General features: G+C 69.1%; 13 protein-coding genes and 1 pseudogene. 3 read left to right on the top strand and 11 right to left on the bottom strand.

Annotated features, from left to right (window positions below):
* Positions 1–111: 111 nt before the first annotated feature.
* Together D474_RS0101455 and D474_RS0101460 are read left to right on the top strand one after the other, a co-directional pair.
* Positions 112–648 carry an NUDIX hydrolase family protein gene (locus tag D474_RS0101455; RefSeq protein ID WP_017611821.1) on the top strand — a complete coding sequence of 179 codons (537 nt, stop codon included), beginning with the start codon at positions 112–114 and terminating at the stop codon, positions 646–648.
* Between the two features lie 63 nt (positions 649–711).
* The gene (locus D474_RS0101460) at positions 712–1,386 is read left to right on the top strand and encodes a nucleoside/nucleotide kinase family protein (protein ID WP_017611822.1); all 675 of its coding nucleotides are present in this window, start codon (positions 712–714) and stop codon (positions 1,384–1,386) included.
* A 419-nt stretch (positions 1,387–1,805) separates the two neighbouring features.
* Here D474_RS0101460 and D474_RS0101465 read toward each other — a convergent pair whose 3' ends face one another.
* From D474_RS0101465 to D474_RS0101480, 4 genes are all read right to left on the bottom strand, one after another.
* Positions 1,806–2,594, bottom strand: a complete 789-nt coding sequence (locus D474_RS0101465; protein WP_017611823.1) for a GntR family transcriptional regulator — start codon at positions 2,592–2,594, stop codon at positions 1,806–1,808.
* Between the two features lie 64 nt (positions 2,595–2,658).
* Positions 2,659–5,616 carry an FAD-binding and (Fe-S)-binding domain-containing protein gene (locus tag D474_RS0101470; RefSeq protein WP_017611824.1) on the bottom strand — a complete coding sequence of 986 codons (2,958 nt, stop codon included), beginning with the start codon at positions 5,614–5,616 and terminating at the stop codon, positions 2,659–2,661.
* A 46-nt stretch (positions 5,617–5,662) separates the two neighbouring features.
* A complete protein-coding gene (locus D474_RS0101475; protein ID WP_017611825.1) occupies positions 5,663–6,829 on the bottom strand; it encodes a pyridoxal-phosphate-dependent aminotransferase family protein in 1,167 nt (388 codons plus the stop codon).
* A 61-nt stretch (positions 6,830–6,890) separates the two neighbouring features.
* Complete coding sequence (locus D474_RS0101480; RefSeq protein ID WP_017611826.1) at positions 6,891–7,826, bottom strand: amidohydrolase family protein; 936 nt, start codon at positions 7,824–7,826, stop codon at positions 6,891–6,893.
* Between the two features lie 569 nt (positions 7,827–8,395).
* Here D474_RS0101480 and D474_RS0101485 point away from each other — a divergent pair.
* On the top strand, positions 8,396–9,766 hold the full coding sequence (locus D474_RS0101485) for a GntP family permease (protein ID WP_017611827.1): 1,371 nt from the start codon (positions 8,396–8,398) through the stop codon (positions 9,764–9,766).
* An 80-nt stretch (positions 9,767–9,846) separates the two neighbouring features.
* Here the strand turns inward: D474_RS0101485 and D474_RS0101490 are convergent, their stop codons facing one another.
* The 7 genes and pseudogenes from D474_RS0101490 to D474_RS0101525 all read right to left on the bottom strand — a co-directional run bounded on the left by D474_RS0101490 (position 9,847) and on the right by D474_RS0101525 (position 17,296).
* The gene (locus D474_RS0101490) at positions 9,847–10,947 is read right to left on the bottom strand and encodes an alcohol dehydrogenase catalytic domain-containing protein (RefSeq protein ID WP_026118079.1); all 1,101 of its coding nucleotides are present in this window, start codon (positions 10,945–10,947) and stop codon (positions 9,847–9,849) included.
* An 84-nt stretch (positions 10,948–11,031) separates the two neighbouring features.
* Positions 11,032–11,802, bottom strand: coding sequence for an enoyl-CoA hydratase/isomerase family protein (locus tag D474_RS0101500; RefSeq protein ID WP_017611830.1), 771 nt, complete (start codon positions 11,800–11,802; stop codon positions 11,032–11,034).
* 23 nt (positions 11,803–11,825) lie between these two features.
* Positions 11,826–13,043 carry a CaiB/BaiF CoA transferase family protein gene (locus D474_RS0101505; RefSeq protein ID WP_017611831.1) on the bottom strand — a complete coding sequence of 406 codons (1,218 nt, stop codon included), beginning with the start codon at positions 13,041–13,043 and terminating at the stop codon, positions 11,826–11,828.
* Positions 13,040–14,058 (bottom strand): annotated as a pseudogene (locus D474_RS34190) (C-terminal binding protein). Before D474_RS34190 ends, D474_RS0101505 begins: the two are co-directional and overlap by 4 nt.
* Before the next feature lie 29 nt (positions 14,059–14,087).
* Complete coding sequence (locus tag D474_RS0101515; RefSeq protein ID WP_017611832.1) at positions 14,088–15,602, bottom strand: tripartite tricarboxylate transporter permease; 1,515 nt, start codon at positions 15,600–15,602, stop codon at positions 14,088–14,090.
* 111 nt (positions 15,603–15,713) lie between these two features.
* A complete protein-coding gene (locus D474_RS0101520) occupies positions 15,714–16,298 on the bottom strand; it encodes a tripartite tricarboxylate transporter TctB family protein (protein ID WP_017611833.1) in 585 nt (194 codons plus the stop codon).
* Positions 16,298–17,296, bottom strand: a complete 999-nt coding sequence (locus tag D474_RS0101525; RefSeq protein ID WP_017611834.1) for a tripartite tricarboxylate transporter substrate binding protein — start codon at positions 17,294–17,296, stop codon at positions 16,298–16,300. The genes D474_RS0101520 and D474_RS0101525 overlap by 1 nt, the downstream gene beginning before the upstream one ends.
* Between the last annotated feature and the right edge of the window lie 141 nt (positions 17,297–17,437).

A 17,437-nucleotide genomic window follows, 5' to 3' on the forward strand; every position in this document is an offset into this window, starting at 1 on the left:
CGTCCCCGCACTGTGCGCGCACCCGACAGGTGCGATAGAAGCGGTAGGGCACACCTGGCGCTCCACGAAGGGAGGGAGCGGCGTTCCCGCTCCGGGGCCGCCGCACACCCGATGACCGAAACCACCGACACCCAACCGGGTTGGTTCTCCGCCGAGGAACTCCAGAGCATCCGCGGGCGCATGCCCGTGCTGTACGTGCAGGCCGTCCCCGTCCGTGTGGACGAGGCGGGCATGGTCACCCACATCGGGCTGCTCATGCGCGCCGACGAGAGCGGGGACTTCAACAGGTCGGTGGTCTCGGGACGCGTGCTCTACCACGAGCGCATCCGCGACGCACTGCTGCGCCATCTGGAGAAGGACCTGGGTCCGGTCGCCCTGCCCCGGATCCCGGCTTCGCTGCAACCGTTCACCGTCGCCGAGTACTTCCCAACCCCGGGCATCACCCCTTTCCACGACCCCCGGCAGCACGCGGTGGCGATGGCCTACATCGTTCCGGTCACCGGTGACTGCCAGCCCCGCCAGGACGCGCTGGACCTGGTCTGGCTCACCCCGGAGGAGGCCGCGGCCCCCGAGGTGCGCGAGGAGATGACCGGCGGGCAGGGCGCCCTGGTGCACCAGGCGCTGGCGCACGTGGGCCAGGCCCTCTGAGGTCCACACGCCGTCGACCGGCCCCGGGCGCATGCGTGCACCCGGGGCCGTATTCTTTCGTCCATGCCGGAGTCCCTCGTCGCTCACGCACTGTCCCTGGTCCCCTCGAGCGGAGGCGAGCGCAAGGTCCTGGCGCTGACAGGGCCGCCCGCCGCGGGAAAGTCCACGCTGGCCCGCTATCTGGTCCACCAGGTCGAACAGGAACTGGGGGCGGGGGTCGCGGGATACCTGCCCATGGACGGGTTCCACCTCTCGAACGCCCAGTTGGAGCGCCTGGGCCGACGTGACCGCAAGGGCGCCCCCGACACCTTCGACGCCAACGGGTACACGGCCCTGTTGCGCAGACTGACGGTGGAGACCGACCACCCCGTCTTCGTGCCCGACTACGACCGGGCCCTGCACGAGCCGGTGGCTGCGCGGCACGTGGTGCTGCCGCACACCCGGCTGGTGGTGACCGAAGGCAACTATCTGGCCTCCGAGGAGGAGCCCTGGGCCTCGGCCCGGGGGCTGTACGCGGAACTCTGGTACGTCGAGGTGCCCGACGCCGATCGGGAGCACCGGCTGGTGCGCCGCCAGCTGCGCGGGGGCGCCGACGTGGAGGCGGCGCGAGCGTGGGTGGAGCGCAGCGATCGGCCCAACGGGGAGTTGGTCAAGGCGGTTCGGGAGCACTGCGACCGTGTGGTGGCCGGGGGCCGGGTACCGCGCGGGTGGTGGCGGCAGCTGCACCGGGGCGGGTGAACCGCAGGGGCGAACGGCCGGTTCGACGGTCCGGACGCCTGAGGGTGACCAAGCAGACAGGAGGGCGCGCAGCCCCTGCCGTGCGGGGGATGCGCACCTTCGTCATACCCGGAGGGGCCTTCGTGGGCACACCCGAGTCATCCACATATTGAGACCAATGTTCCACATGGTGTCCGGCGGGGTCAGCATCCAGCGCACCGTTTTCCCGCTCTGACCTGGAAAGAACCCCAGGACGGACGCCGCCCGACCCTCACCGGCAGCCGACGGCGCTCGTCATCAGCCGGAGACCAGCGGGGACGACCTGGACGACACCCCTGCCCAGGTGGCCGGCCGCAACGCCTGACCCGGCGTGTCCTGCGCACAAACAAGGCCCGCACACCCGGTGGGCGGCTTCGAGGGGTGCGGGGCCCGCCGATCGGTCACTCCGTCCCGTGGGGGTCACGGGCGGTCTGCTCGGCCTGCACACGCTCCAACCAGCGCAGCGCATCAGCGCTTCCCGCTTCGAGGTTGCCGGGAAGGTCCATGAGGAAGGTGCGGTCCCCGTGCTGCTCCAATTCGTCCCGTGCTGCGGCGGGGTCGCCCTCCTCGATGATGCGCAGCAGCGTGCGGTGGCGCATGATGATCCCGGACGGAGTCTCATTGCGGTGCGCGCGTGAACTGCGGTTGAGAGCCATGCACAGTTTCATCTGCATCTGCAGGGATCGGTACCCCTCTTCCAACCGCCTGTGGCCGGACAGGCCCACCACCGCTGTGTGGAAGTCGAACTTTGCATCGGAGAGCTCGGCCTCGTCACGCGCGTCGGCGGCCGCTTCCATCCGGCGGAGTTCGCGCCAGCAGCGCTCCAGGCGTTCGGGATCGGAGACGGGCACACCCAGGTCGATCGCCAGGTGCTCGAACCGGTGCCGCAAGGTCGTGATCTCGTAGACGTCGTGGAGCGTCAGCGGGGTCACCACGGCACCCCGGTGCGGGAACTGTCGGACGAGCCCTTCGTGTTCGAGTCGGCGCAGGGCCTCGCGCAGTGGAGGCCGGCTGATCCCGAGGTCCTCCGTCAGCCGGTTCTCCACCACACGGTCACCAGGCAGCAGGTCGCCGCTCAGGATCATCTGCCGGATCGAACGCGTGGCCAGTTCCACCATGCTCGGCGGTTTCACGATCTTCTGGTGCGCTTTGCGGCCACCGTCGGTGTCGATATCGGCAGATCGGTCCATCGCCACTCCCTGTTCTGCTGGGCACGGCCGCGATCCGCGGCGGCCTCGAACGTCCGCCCCGAGATTACCGGTGACCGGTTGCGGGCACCGCCCGCGGGGCGAGCGCCGCGGCGATCAGCTCCACCGGATGATGGGCCGCGCGCTGGGTCCCGTGGTCGATCTGTTGCCGGCAGGAGACCCCGGTCGCGGCGACGACGGTGCGGTGCTCCTCCGCTTCGATGGCGGGGAAGAGCCGGTCCCGGCCGACCTTCATGGACATCTCGTAGTGCTCGGCCTCGAACCCGAAGGACCCGGCCATCCCGCAGCAGCCCGCATCGAGTTCGACGACCTCCGCCCCGGGGATGCGGCGGAGCAGGTTCACCGTGGCCGCGGTACCCACCTCGGCCTTCTGGTGGCAGTGGCCGTGGAAGAGGATGCGGTGGTGCGCGGGCCAGGCCTGGCCGGACAGGGTGATCCGGCCGGAGTCGATGGCCTCGGTGAGCAGTTCCTCCACCTGGCGCACCCGCCCGGCGACGTCGGCGACCCGGGGGTCCCCGGGCAGCAGGGAGCCCGCCTCGTCCTTCAGGGTCAGCACACACGAGGGTTCGCATCCCACGATGGGGGTGCCCTCGGAGCGTTCTTCGGCGAGGAGACCGACGAGCGCGTCGACCTTGGCCCTGGCGTCGTCGACCAGTCCCTTTGACAGACTGGAGCGGCCGCAGCACCCGCGGCTCTCCAGACGCACACGCCACCCCGCCCGTTCCAGGAGTTCGATGGCCGCGCGCCCGATCCCGGGTTCGGTGTAGGAGGAGAAGGAGTCGGCGAGGAAGACGAGATCGCCCAGGGGCGCCTCTTGCGTGCGCGGTCCCCGGGCACGGAACCAGCGCACGAGGTTCTGACGCCGAAAGGTCGGCAGCGGTCTGCGGGCCGTGATGCCGGTCGCCTTCTCCAACAGGCTGCGGAGGAAGGGCAGGCGGTTGGGCAGTCCGCTCAGCGGTGCGGTGGCCGAGCCGAGACGGTAGAGCGACCGGACGGCGCCGAAGATGCGGGTGCGCAGCGGGACCCCGTGGGCATCGTGGTAGTGGGACTGTGTCTCGCTCTTCAGCTTGGCCATGTCCACGCCCAGCGGGCACTCGCTCTTGCACGCCTTGCACATCAAGCACAGGTCGAGGACCTCGTGGAGCCTCTCGCTGCCCATGGCAGTCGCGGGGTCCGGTTCGGAGAGCGCTTTGACGAGGGCGTTGGCCCGACCCCGGGTGGTGTGCTCCTCGTCCTGGGTCGCTATGTAGGAGGGGCACATCGTCCCGGACGTGCTCTTGCGGCACAGACCGATGTTCATGCAGCGGTCAGCGGCGCCCCGCATGCCTCCCACCACCTCGAAGGAGAGCCTGGTCCGCAGCGGGCCGGGTTCGGGAAGCTGTGCGTCGCGCAGGTTCTCGGTCATAGCCGGAGCATCGACGATCTTTCCGGGGTTGAGCAGATTCTGCGGGTCGAAGGCTCCCTTGACCTCGCGCATGGCGGAATAGAGCTCCGGGCCGAAGATCTGCTCGTTGAACTCGCTGCGCGCCAGACCGTCGCCGTGTTCGCTCGAGTTCACACCGCCGTACTCGGTGACCAGGTCCTTGACCTGCTCGGCGACGGCACGCATCCGCTCGGCCTCTCCGGGGGCGCCGAGGTCGACGAACGGGCGGACGTGCAGGCAGCCCACGGAACAGTGCCCGTAGAACCCGGCCTCCATGTCGTGCTCGTCCAGGATCTGCTTGAAGCGGGTGGTGTACTCGACCAGGTGCTCGGGGTCGACCGCGGTGTCCTCGACGAAGGCCAGCGGCCTCCTGGTACCACTGCCGGCCGCCATGAGCAGCCCGAGGCTCGACTTGCGGACCTTCAGCAGGGCCGACTGCTGTTCCGGAGTCACCGCCCGGAGGGTGTGGTAGCCGTGCCCGTTGCGCCGCCACAGCTCTGTCAGCGTGTCGAGCCGATCGACGAGTTCGGCTTCGTCGTCGCCGCTGAAGGAGACGAAGAGCAGTGCCTCGGGGTCGCCCTGCAGGATGTCCCCGAGGGAGGCGTACTCGATGCGCTGCCGGGACAGGTCGAGGATGGTCCGGTCCATCATCTCCACAGCGGAGGGATCGCAGGACAGAGCGTCCTGTGTCGCCGCGATCGCGCCCGGCATGGTCGCGAAGTGGCCCACCGCGATCACGGTGCGCCCGGGTCTGGGCACCAGCGCCACCTCCGCCTCGGTGGCCAGTGCCAGGGTGCCCTCGGAGCCGACGACGAACTGGGCCAGGTCGAAGCCGGGGCCCTGGGAGAGCCGGTCCAGCCTGTACCCGCAGGCCCGCCGCCAGAATTCCGGGTAGTCGTCGGCGATGGCCTCCGGATGGGCCCGCATGATGCGGTCCAGTTCGCGGTGGATCCTGCCTTCCAGGCCCTCGCGCCCGGCGAGTTCGGCGTGCTCCTGCGCGCTGAAGTCGCGGAACACCGTCCGCTGCCCGTCGGCGAGCACCACGTCGAGCGAGCGAACGTGGTCGATGGTCATGCCGTGGCGCATCGACCCGCTGCCGGCCGAATTGTTGCCGATCATCCCGCCCAGAGTGGCGCGGTTGCTCGTCGAGGTGTCCGGCCCGAACATCAGGCCGTACGGGGCTGCGGCCGCATTGAGCTGATCCTGGACCACCCCCGGCTGGACGCGGGCCGTGCGGCGGTCCGGGTCGAGTTCCCTGATGGCGCTCATGTGCCGGGACATGTCCACGATCAGACCGGGGCCGACCGTCTGTCCGGCCAGACTGGTACCCGCTCCGCGAGGGGTCAGCGTGATTCCGAGGTCGTTGGCGACGCCGACCACCGCCGCCACCTCGTCTGCGTCCCGGGGGAAGACCACGCCGAGGGGTTCGATGGTGTACATGCTCGCGTCACGGGAGAAGAGGTGTCGGGAGTAGTCGTCGAACCTGACGTCGGTCACTCCGGCGCCCAGAAGCGCCTGCCGCGCCTTCTCGGGGTCGGCGGTCGTGCCGCTGCCACCGGGGGCCTGCGTGGTTTCGGTCATCGTGAGTCCGCCTCCCAGCCGTTGTCACCTTGCACGGATCGCACCGTCACTCCCTGTTCAGTTCGTCCAGCGCTGCGGCCACACCGTCGCCGGCCACCGCGTACCCGGCTCGGGACAGGCCCATCTGGACCCCGGCCAGGGCCCCCGCGATCGTCAGGTCGTTGGTGTGGCCGAGGTGGCCGATACGGAACACCCGACCGGAAAGCTTGCCCAGCCCTGCTCCCAGGGACATGTTGAAGCGCTCCAGTACGGCCTTCCGGAGCTGGTCGGCGTCGTGCTCCTCCGGCACGACGACGGCCGTGAGGACACCGGAGCACTCCCGCTCGTCCGCGCAGAGCACCTCGAGCCCCCACGCGCGCACCGCAGCCCGGACCGCCCGGGCGTGGCGCTGGTGCCGCGCGAAGACCTCCGGCAGCCCCTCCTCGTTCATCAGCCTGAGGGACTCGCGCAGGCCGTAGAGCAGGTTGGTGGCAGGCGTGTACGGGGAGAAGCCCTGTTCGTTGGCCTCCAGCACGGGCCCCCACGCCCAGTAGGACGAACGCAGGCCCGCGTTCTCCGAGGCCTCCAGGGCCTTGGCGCTGACGGCGTTGAAGCCCAGCCCCGGCGGGAGCATCAGCCCCTTCTGTGAACAGGCGACAGTGACGTCCACACCCCATTGGTCGTGCTGGTAGTCGATCGACCCCAGCGAGGAGATGGTGTCCACCAGGAGCAGGGCCGGGTGACCCGCGGTGTCCAGGGCCTTGCGGACGTCCTCGATACGGCTGACCACGCCGGTGGAGGTCTCGTTGTGCACCACGCACACCGCTCTGATGGTGTGCTCGGGATCGGCGGCGAGACGGTCGGCCAGAGCTGCGGGATCGGCACCGCGCCGCCAATCACCCGGGACGACCTCCACGGACAGGCCGAGTTCCTCGGCCATGCGCGCCCAGAGGCTGGAGAAGTGGCCGGTCTCGAAGTTCAGGACCCGGTCACCCGGGCTGAGGGTGTTCACCAGGGCTGCCTCCCAGGCCCCGGTCCCGGAGGAGGGGTAGACCACGACCGGTCGCGTGGTGCCGAACACCGGGCGCAGGTCGCGGAGCACCTGGGAGAACATGCGGGAGAAGTCGGGTCCGCGGTGGTCGATGGTGGGCGCGGACATCGCGCGCAGGACTGGATCGGGGACATCGCTCGGTCCGGGGATCTGGAGGAAGTGACGGCCGGTCGCGTCTGTCATGACGCCCCTCTCGGCTGGGGATTCGTGGGTCCGGGTGGTTGTCGGCATGCGCCGCTCGTTCTCAGTGGGCCAGGCCCGGTCGTGGACATGGACCGGAAGCTTCCGGGGCTTTCCAGGCACGGTCGCCGCCGATCCGGTACCAGGACCGTGCGGTGGCCGAGCTGATCAGTCGGAGCTCGCCGGAAGAGGCGCCGGCCCGCTCCGCCGCGTTCAGGAGCGCCTTCCAGGCCGTGCTGTGGGCGGCCGCCAGGCGCACCACGGGCCAGTTCCCGGCGAGCATCGAGCGGTGGGCGCCGAAGCGGTCGAGCGCATACCCGACGAACCCGGTCAACCGTTCCGGCTCCCACTCCCAGGTGACGAGCGCGTCGGCACCGACGGAGAGTTTGATCGCCACCGAGGGCAACGCCGCCAAGCGATCGATCCTGTACTTCCAGGGGCGCGGGTCCCCGCCACCCAACGGGGGTGTGGCGAGATGGGCGACCACGATCTGCAGGTCGGGCCGTGCGGCCGAGACCTTCTCGACGAGTCGGGCCTGCGCGTCCGAGACGACCACCACCTCCCAGACCAGACCGTGGTCGGCGGCCAGGCAGGTGGTGTCCGGTACCCCGGGGACGGCATCGGCCGCGGAGGGCAACACGTCCCGGAACCCGCGCAGCAGTGGGATCCGTTCACGGACACGGACGACTTCCCGCCGTGCCGCGTCGACGTCGTACAGAGGCAGCCAGGCGACGACTGCCCGGGCAGGGCGGAACTCCTCGGCGTAGGCGGCGAGGCGGTCGTTCTCCTGCGGGCCGGCCACGCACTGCACCAGCACCGTTCCGGCCACCGGACCGCCGGCGAGCTCGCGCGAAAGGTCGCCGGGCGTGAAGGCCCGCTCCAGAGTCGCCGTGCGCGGGTCTCGGGGACGTACGCCTTCGGGCCAGAAGTGTTGGTGGGCATCGATCGCTGTCGACGGGACGGCTTCGGCCGTGCCGGCCGGTTCGAGGCGGTGTTCCACGGCGGGCTCCTTGGGGGCTTCGGAAGGCCGTTCACCCTGGCGAGGTCAGATTGTAGACAGTAGATCGCTTACTGATAGCCAACAAGACCCCTACGCCATCATTTTCTAGGAAACTACGTTCGAGCAGTTCAGACGGCTTCTTTGGCAGCACGGACGGAATCACTCCGCGTCACCTGGCGCCGCCCTGCACGCCGACGCACAGGCCGAAAAGTCGACGGCACACCGTCGCTACAGGGGGAACCCGAGACAAGAATCGGATCTGACCTGGAAAAACAAGATTTCCAGTGAAACAGGTCACAGATGATGTTGACGCGCATCACAGCACGCTCTAGTGTTTCGGGCAATGACCTCAGTGTTCCGAAATGTGGAATAAATATCTCGGTCGTATTGCCCGAGGCGAGCGACCAGCTCGCCGACCTGCCGGACCATCCACTCGGCCGGAGCCCCACCCACACCCCTTCGCCCCCGCCCCGCCCCCGCTCCGGGCGTTCCGGCCCAGCCGGCACCGGCCGCTCGGCCCGCCGCCGATGTGACACCTAAAGTTCCGAACTCTGCGAGAGGAACCCTCCGTGGACGTAGAGGTCACTTCCAACTCCGCCGTCGCGCTGGTCGGATTCGCATCCGTCATCGCACTCTTGTTGTTCCTGATCGCCCGAGTGAAATGGCACGTCTTCGCTGCCCTTCTGGTACCGATCGTTCTTCTCGGGTTCGCCCCGACGATCGACAGGGCCGCATTCGTCGAAGCGTTCGAACACGGATTCGGCCAGACCATTCAGGCGATCGCCGTCGTCATCGTGCTGGGAACGCTCATCGCCGAGGCCCTCCGCGCCACCGGCGCCGTGGAGCGCATCACCCGGTCCATGTTCCGACTCTTCGGGAAGAAGCACGTGCCTCTGGCACTGACTTTTGCCGGATTCATCATCGGTCTCGCCGTCTTCTCGGACGTCGGTTACGTCATTCTCAACCCGCTGGTGCACGTGGCCGCGGTGGAAGCACGGGCGAGCATGGCCCTCATGGCCACCGGCCTCGTCGGAGCACTGCAGCTCACCCATGCGATCGTTCCTCCCACCCCCGGCCCGCTCGCCGCGGCCGCAATCGTCGAGGCCGATCTGGGGACGGTGATCATCTGGGGCACCGTCGTCACCCTCTTCGGATCATTCATGGGATGGGTCTTCGCGAAAATGATCGGGCGGCGCGTGCACGTCGCCCCCTCCCCCGAGTACGGCGGGACCGGCGGGGACGGCGTCGGCGATCCCGACCGGAAACTCCCTCCCCTGAGCTGGTCCTACGCACCGATCCTCGTTCCGATCCTGCTGATCGGGATCGGCAGCATCGCGGACTCCACGCTCGAGGAAGGTACCGCTCTGCACAGCAATCTGACCTTTCTCGGATGGCCCGTTCTCGCTCTGGGCGTAGGAGTCGTCATCGCCTACATCCTGACGTGGCGGACCAGGTCGGTGGAAAGCTCCGAAGAACTGCGCAACGGATGGGTGGAGAACGCCCTTCGGGCGTCGGCGATGATCATTCTGGTGACCGGCCTCGGCGGGGCCCTCAGCCAACTGCTGAGCTCCACACCCGCCGTGGACCTCATCGCGGAAGGGACCCTCGACATGGGCCTTCCCGCTATTCTTCTGCCATTCGTCCTGGGGGTGCTGGCAAACATGATCACGGGTTCGACGACCGTGGCCGTGATCACCGCCGCCTCCCTGGTGGGGCCGATGCTCGGCGGCCTGGGCCTGTCCGCCGAGGCCGCGATGCTCTCCGGCGCGTGCGGCTCGGTCGTCATCAAGTACGTGAACGCGAGTTACTTCTGGGTGTGCGCTTCCCTGTCCGGGATGCCGGTACGCCAGGCCCTCCTCTGCTACGGAGGTGTCACGCTCGTCGGCGGTGTCTTCTCCATGGTCGGCGTAGTGACCCTGTGGGCCATCGGCGTCATCTAGAGGAGCCGAAGGCTCAGGGCCCGGGGCCACCGGAACCCGTGGTTTCCACGGACACCGGCGGCCCCGGGCCCGCCTCCTGTTCAGCAACGGATGATCTGGCGCATCGCACGGCCCTCGGCGAGGTCGTCCATGGCGGTGTTGATGTCCCCGAGAGCGATGGTCGACGAGACCAGTCGCTCGACCGGCAACGCACCCTCGCGCCACAGCTCGATGTACTCCGGGATGTCGCGTTCGGGCAGTCCGGACCCCAGGTAGGAGCCGAGAACGGTCTTCGACTCACTGACCAGGGCCAGGGGCGAGATCTCCGCACGCGCTCGCGGGGAGGCCAGGCCGACCGAGGCCATACGCCCGCCCGGGGCAGTGGCCTCGAGGGCGAGTTCGAATGCGGCCCCGTTTCCCGCGGCCTCGATCACGACGGGCGCCCGGGCACCGGATTCCTGGAACCGTGCCGGCGTCATGGCCCTGTCGGCACCTACACCCCGGGCCATCGCGAGTTTGCGCTCCACGGTGTCGACCACGGTCACGCTCCCGGCACCGTAGGCGCCCGCGACCAGGGCGGCGGCCGTGCCGACACCGCCCGCTCCCACCACGATGACGTCCTCCCCGGGCCTGAGCACGGCCCTGTTCTTGACCGCTCCCCCACCGGTGAGCACGGCGCACCCGAACAGGGCAGCGGTCTCGGGCGGTACGTCCTCGGGGACCGGCACCACCGATCTGCGATCGACGACGGCGTGCGTCGCGAATCCGGAGACGCCGCAGTGGTGGAAGACCTCCCCGTCGGTGCCGAGCCTGCGCTCCCCGGACAGGAGCGTGCCCGCGGCGTTGGCGGCACTCCCGTGCGGGCAGACCATGAGCCCTTCCGTGCTGCAGGCCTCACATTCGCCGCACCGGGGCATGAAGGTCATGACGACCCGGCGACCTTCCTCCACTTCCTGCACGTTCTCTCCACGGCTCACCACCCGGCCGCACGCCTCGTGTCCCAAGAGCATGGGGACCGGGCGCGGCCGGGCGCCGTCGACCACGGACAGATCGGAGCGGCACACGCCGGCTGCTTCCACCTGCACGAGCACCTCGTCCGGGCCGGGATCGGCGAGGTCGAGCTCGCGCACCGTGAGAGGGACCGACTCTTCGTAGGGTGCTGGGCAGTCGTCGGCTCGTAGGACCGCCCCTGTGATTCTCATGTCCTGCACGCTCCTCGTCTCGGTGATGGCGGACCAGGGCCCGTTCGGCGACAGGCCCTGGTGCGCGTCGCCCCAGCAGCAGCCCTAACGCCCCTGCCACTGCGGTTCGGTCTTGCTTCGGAAGGCATCGACGGCAGTGCGGAAATCGGCGCTGCCGTAGACCTGGGCCACGATGTCGTCGCCGTGCGGCAGGGAGGCCCGGGTGATCTCCTTGACCGACTGCTTGATCGCCCACAGCGTCAGGGGCGCGTGAGAGAGCAGGCGTTCGGCTGCCGCGTCCATCGTGTCGGCGAACTCCTCGTCGTCGACCAGTTCGCTGACGAAACCCGCATCGTGCGCCTGGTCTCCGCTCAGCATCCGGGCGTTCATCACCAGGTCCAGAGTGCGCGAGGGGCCCAGATGCTGTACCAGGAGATTGCAGGTCTGCATCGACAGACAGTTGCCGAGGGTGCGCGCGATGGGCACCCCGAACCGCGCGGAACGGGTGGCCACCCGAAGGTCGCACACGGCAGCGATGGCCAGGCCTCCGCCGACGCAGTACCCGTCCACCCCTGCCAGGGTGGGAACGGACACCTCCGCGAGCCGGTCGAGCACACGGGTGATGCGCTTTTCGTACTCGACCCCGTCCTCCCCGCAGGTGAAATCGGCGAATTGGCCGATGTCGGTGCCCGCGACGAAGGCACGGGGGCCGGCCCCGCGCAGCACCATCAGGCCGATACCGGGGTCGGAGTCAGCGTACTCGCACGCCTCGTACAGCCCGTCGTACATGGTCCAGGTCATGGCGTTGTGCTGCGCGGGCCGGTTGAAGACGACGTTCAGTACCCGGCCGTCGGGGGTCACGGTCAGTTCGCTCATCGCTCGCCCTTCCTCGTTCGCTGTCACAGGTCGCGGCGGTCGGACGCCGTCGAGGCCGATGCGGCCAGGGCGTCGATCTGTTCCTGCTCGACCCCGTACTCGGCGAGTACGGCGCGTGTGTCGGCCCCCAGGAGTGGTCCGGCCCGATCCTGTCGACAGGGGGTGGCGGACAAACGCATCGGCGTGCCCAGTTGGCGGACCTGTTCGAGTCGCTCGTGGGGCGCGTCCCAGAAGTAGTCCCGCGCCGCCAGGTGTTCGTCGGTGAAGACCTGCCCGTAGTCGGAGATCGGCGCACACGGCACGCCGGCCCGGTTCAGACGGTCCACCAGTTCATGCACGTTCCAGCCCGAGGTGGACCGCTCGATACGGTCGACCAGTTCTGCGCGGTGCTCATGCCGGGAGGAGGCAGTGGAGTAGCGCGGGTCGTCGACAGCGTCCTGCAACCCGAGGACCGAACAGAAGCCCTCCCAGGTCGGAGGGGTGATGGCACCGACCGTGATGTGGCCGTCCCGGCACCGGAGGGCCTGGTAGGGCGCAGTGCTCTGGTGTGCCGAACCGGATCGCCCCTTGACCTCACCGGTGGCGAAGTAGGTTCCTGCTTCCCAGACCGCGAGCGAGACCCCGGTCTCCAACAGCGAGACGTCGATGTGCTGTCCCCGGCCCGAGGTCTCGCGTTCACGCAACGCCGCGCATACGGCCAGGGCGACGTACAGGGCACACACGAGGTCGCAGACCGGGACCCCGACCTTGGCCGGGTCCCGGTCGGGTTCACCGGTGACACTCATCAGGCCGGACCGGGCCTGGGCCATGATGTCGAGCCCGGCCAGCGCGGAGAGCGGCCCGTCCTGGCCCCACCCCGAGGCCGAGGCATAGACGATCCCGGGGTTGGCCCGGCTCAGGTCCTCGTGACCGAGGCCCAGGCGCTGCATCGCCCCCGGGCGCAGGTTCTCCACGACGACGTCGCACTGTGCGGCGAGCGCGAGGAAGGCTTCGCGCCCTTCCGGGGACTTGAGGTCGAGGGCCACCGACCGCTTGTGCCGGTTCAACCGGACGAAGGGCGAGCTCTCCCCTTCCAGGAAGGGGCCGATCAGCCGGACAGGGTCACCTCCCTGGGGATTCTCCACCTTGATCACGTCCGCTCCCAGGTCGGCCAGTTGCGTGGCCGCGTACGGAGCTGCGATGAAGGCACCGACCTCGAGCACGGTGATACCGGTCAGAGGGGCGTGGCGTTGTTCTGTCATGCGCTGGGTCTCCTTGCCTGGGCAGGGCATCCGCCGGAAGGTCCGACCACGGGGCTTCGCATCGGCCGGCCGGCCAGGGCACGTTCGACCTCCTCGGCAGCGAGCCTCTGGAGGGTGTGGATCGAGTCGTCGGAGTAGAAGGCCGCATGGGGGGTCAGGAGCACACCGTCCGAACTGCGCAGCGGTGAGTCGGCCGGGAGGGGCTCGCTCTCGAACACGTCCAGGCCGGCACCTGCGAGACGGCCCTCTCGCAGGGCGTCGACCAGGGCCTCGGTGTCCACGAGCGGGCCGCGTGAGGTGTTGACCAGGACCGATCCCGGTTGCATACGCGCCAAGGCCTTGCTGTCGACCAGGTGGTGTGTATCCGGCGTGGCGGGAACGTGCAGCGTGACGGCGTGCGCACGTTCCCACAGGACGGGGAGCGTGGTCATCGTCAGGCCGTGCCGAGCGGCCCGAGCAGGGTCGGCGTAGGGGTCGTGGGCCAGGAGGTCGAATCCGAAGGACGCAGGCGATCGGCGACGGCGAGTCCGATGTTGCCTGCGCCGACGAGCCCCACCGTTGTGGAAGCGAATCCGCGCAGCGGACCGGCCCTGACCGCGGGGACCCAGTCGTGCTCCCGCACGGCCCCGTCGTACCAGGGGATCCTGCGCAACAGGGTGAGCAGGAGGGCGACGGTGTGGTCGGCGACGGTCCGGACACCGTAGTCGGGCACGTTGGCGACCCGGACACCGAGTTCACGGGCGGCGTCGACGTCGACGTTGTCGACCCCCACCCCGTAACGGACCACACGTGCTCCAGGGGCGAGCCCGGTGAGCACGCGGCGGGTCATCGGTGCGAAGTTGACGAGAACGACGTCGGCACCCCGGGCGGCGCGGCGGGCGTCGTCCTCGTGTGCGCACTGGAACTCCTCGAAGTGCGCTCCGGAGCGGGCGGCTGCGTCCCGTTCGCCGTCCACGGTGTCGAAGGCGTGGTCGAGCACCACCACCTTCGGCCTCGAACGTTCGGCCTCGTTCATGAGGCTGGCTCCTTCCGTAGGTTGCGCGTTCAGGACCGCTGGATGCTCCTGCGGTGGCCCTCATGTCTCCTGGCCCTCCTGCGCTTCCAGACGGCCCCGCCGACCAACAGCAGGGCGCCCAGCGACAGGAGGGCGGCCGAGATGGGCCGCTGCACGAAGATGGTCGGGTCGCCGTAGCTGATCGCCAGCGAACGCGCCAGCTGCGGCTCCATGAGCGGGCCGAGCACCAGGCCCAGGACCGCCGGGGCCAGGGGATAGCCGTATCGGAGCATGAGCCAGCCGATCAGGCCGGCCCCGAGCGCCAGCCACATCCCCCAGATGCGGTACTCGATGGCGAAGGCGCCGATCAGGGTCAGGACGAGGATCACCGGATACAGGTAGCGGTAAGGGATCCGGAGTATGGAGGCGAAGGCCGGGGCCAGCGGGAGGTTGAGGACCAGCAACAGAACGTTGCCGATCCAGAAGGAGGCCATGAGGCCCCATACCAGGTCGGGTTGGTCAGCCATGAGGAGCGGGCCGGGCACGATCCCGAAGATCACGAAGGCTCCGAGGAGTATCGCGGTCGTCCCGGACCCGGGGATGCCCAGGGTCAGGGTGGGGATGAACGCTCCGTTGACCGCGGCGTTGGTGGACGCTTCCGGGGCGGTCACCCCTTCCAGCCTCCCCTTGCCGAACTCTTCCCTCCTCTTGGACCCGCGGCGTTCGATCTCGTAGCTCATGAACGAGGCGATGGTCGACCCGCCGCCCGGAAGGATCCCCAGCAGAAACCCCACGAGGCTGTGGCGCACCGCAGGGCGCACCGTTCTGCCCAGCTCCTCCCGGGTGAGGATCATGTCGCGGAGCCGCGCGCGGATCGGGGGCAGTGTGGCCTGGCCGAGTCTGCGCAGGACCTCGCCGATCGCGAACATGCCGATGACGATCTCGATGAAACCGAGCCCGCCGAAGAGCTGCACCTCGCCGAAGGTGAAGCGTGCCACGCCCGACTGGGCATCGATCCCCACCGTCGCGACGGCGACTCCGAGGACGGCCATCGCCAGTCCCTTGAGTGGGGAGCCGGAGCCGGCCCCGGCGATGGCGAGCAGCCCCAGCAGCATCAGGGAGAACATTTCGGGGGCACCGAACTGAACCGCCACGAAGGCGAACAGTGGCGCCACGCCCATGAGCATCGCGACGGTGATGGTGCCGGCGATGAAAGAGGCGATGGCGCCGGCCGCGAGAGCCTGGCCGGCGCGGCCGGCGCGCGCCATCGGATATCCGTCGTAGGTGACCACGGCCGAAGCCGGGTCGCCGGGGGTGCGGATGAGGATCGCGCCGGTCGACGCACCGTACTGGCTGCCGTAGTAGATACCGGCGAGCATGATGAGCGCGTGGAGCGGTTCCAGGCCGAGCGTGACCGGGAGCAGGAGCGCGACACCGGTGGCCGACCCCAGTCCGGGCAGGATCCCGATGAACGTTCCCAGGAGCACACCGAGTGCGCAGAACAGCAGGCTCTCCCAGGAGAGTGCGGTCTGGAAGCCGAGCGCGACGTTATCGAAGATGTTCATCCGGTCCCCCTGAGCGCGGGAAGGCCTTTCGGGGGTCGGAGGCAGGGGTATGCAGCGTCAACACCTCAACCGGGTTCGGGGAGTTCTCGGAGTCGGGGGCTCGGGGAGTTCTCAGAGGACCGTCGGAAGGGGGACTCCGAGCAGGACGGCGAAGACCAGGTAGCACAGGAGGGACAGGACGACAGCTGTCGTGAACGCCTTCCACAACCGGACGCGCTCGAAGAAGACGAGAACGGCGATGACCAGGGCGGACAGAACGACGAAGATGTCGATCCACGTGATGGCCGCGACCGCGACCGCGGTCAGCGCGAACAGCATCAGTGAACGGCGGGGCCGGTCGACGCTCGCGTCCGGATCGTCGCCGGCGGTGGTGGTGTCATGGCCATGGGCTTCTTCGCTCGCTGAGCCCGGGTCCGGGTGCTCCTCCGACGGACCTGCACTCGAGCCGCTGGGCGCAGCCGGGCTACGGGCCTGCGCCGTGCGTTCCCCGGGGCGCCCGGCCGTGATGGCGATGGCGGGTCCGAGGACGGCGAGCAGGCATCCGGCGAGGAAGGGCATGGCTCCGGGTTCGAGTTGGCCGCCGACGGTCCGGAGCCCGTACCCCGTTCCGCCGACGAGGAAGGCCAGGCCGACGAGGAACAGGAGCGTGCCTCCGATGATGTCGGGCAGGGCGGTACTGCTCGCAGTCCGTCTCATCAATCGGCCATCCTCTCCGCCACGGGCATGACCTCCGCGTTCCATTCATGGAGGAAGGCCTTCCATTCATCGCCCCAGTAGTGGGACTCGCGGATACCGTTCTCCTGCACGTACTCCTGGAAGCGGTCCGTTTCGGCCGCCTCACGCAGGGCCTGCACCCAGTAGTCCCGGCCGGGCTCGGGTGTGCCCTGCGGTGCGATGAGACCGCGGAACTTGGTGGCTCCGATCTCCCAGCCGTAGGAACCGGCGGGCGGAACGCCTTCGAGCCAATCGATCCCCATGTCCTCTTCCTGGGTGAAACCCAGGAGCGGCCGGAAGATCTCGCCCTGGATCTCCGTGCGCCCGTCGGAGGGGTTGAGGATCGTCGCCTCCACGTCGCCTGCCATCAGGGCCGGGTTGGTCTCCCCGGTCCCGTCGAAGACGATCGGTTCGAATCCGATCCCCGACTCCTCCTCGAGCCGGTACAGCAGGACTTCGTCCACCCCTCCCCCCGACGGAAGGGCGACGCGGAAAGGCCGACCGGCCTCCTCTGCGGCCTCGGCTGCGGAGAGGAACTCGTCGAAGTCCTGCCACTCGGAGCTGTCGTCGACCGTCAGCAGGGCGATGTCCTCGGCGACCTGGCCGATATCGGTCCAGTCGTCCCAGTCGAACGGGGTGTCCATCATCTCGGGCAGGAGGTTGCGGACGGGCTCGGCGGCCAGAAGATGGTGGGGATCTCCTGCCTGTGCCGCGAAGTGGCCGTAGCCCACCGCGCCCGATCCCGCGGGACGGTTCTCCACGACGACGTTGACGCCGGGTCGCACTTCTTCCAGGGCTGCCGCCGTGGCGCGCGCGAAGACGTCGCTCCCGCCTCCGGCCGTGAAGGGGACGATCATCGTCACGTCCCGTTGGGGTTCCCAGTCTCCGTCGGCGCTGACTCCGGCCACCCCGGCCTGTCCGTGGCAGCCGGTGAGGGCCGCCCCGGCCAGGATCGCCAGCAGGGCGCTCGAGGTGCGCATTCCCTGGCGCGACGCTCTCGGTTTCCGAACTCTGGCAAACACGTTCCACCTCGTTCTCGGCGCTCAGCCGCGATCCGGTGGGTGTGAGACGAAGGAAGCACTCGGACACACCAGTGGGCCCTTGCCCCCCCGTCTCTCGGT

It is taken from the genome of Nocardiopsis salina YIM 90010, assembly GCF_000341025.1.
GTDB lineage: Bacteria > Actinomycetota > Actinomycetes > Streptosporangiales > Streptosporangiaceae > Nocardiopsis > Nocardiopsis salina.

Excerpts from the sequence above, each read along its gene's own strand:
- D474_RS0101455 (WP_017611821.1), top strand. The coding sequence starts at position 112 with ATGACCGAAACCACCGACACCCAACCGGGTTGGTTCTCCGCCGAGGAA.
- D474_RS0101460 (WP_017611822.1), top strand. The coding sequence starts at position 712 with ATGCCGGAGTCCCTCGTCGCTCACGCACTGTCCCTGGTCCCCTCGAGC.
- D474_RS0101465 (WP_017611823.1), bottom strand. The coding sequence starts at position 2,594 with ATGGACCGATCTGCCGATATCGACACCGACGGTGGCCGCAAAGCGCAC.
- D474_RS0101470 (WP_017611824.1), bottom strand. The coding sequence starts at position 5,616 with ATGACCGAAACCACGCAGGCCCCCGGTGGCAGCGGCACGACCGCCGAC.
- D474_RS0101475 (WP_017611825.1), bottom strand. The coding sequence starts at position 6,829 with ATGACAGACGCGACCGGCCGTCACTTCCTCCAGATCCCCGGACCGAGC.
- D474_RS0101490 (WP_026118079.1), bottom strand. The coding sequence starts at position 10,947 with ATGAGAATCACAGGGGCGGTCCTACGAGCCGACGACTGCCCAGCACCC.
- D474_RS0101500 (WP_017611830.1), bottom strand. The coding sequence starts at position 11,802 with ATGAGCGAACTGACCGTGACCCCCGACGGCCGGGTACTGAACGTCGTC.
- D474_RS0101505 (WP_017611831.1), bottom strand. The coding sequence starts at position 13,043 with ATGACAGAACAACGCCACGCCCCTCTGACCGGTATCACCGTGCTCGAG.
- D474_RS0101515 (WP_017611832.1), bottom strand. The coding sequence starts at position 15,602 with ATGAACATCTTCGATAACGTCGCGCTCGGCTTCCAGACCGCACTCTCC.
- D474_RS0101520 (WP_017611833.1), bottom strand. The coding sequence starts at position 16,298 with ATGAGACGGACTGCGAGCAGTACCGCCCTGCCCGACATCATCGGAGGC.
- D474_RS0101525 (WP_017611834.1), bottom strand. The coding sequence starts at position 17,296 with ATGCGCACCTCGAGCGCCCTGCTGGCGATCCTGGCCGGGGCGGCCCTC.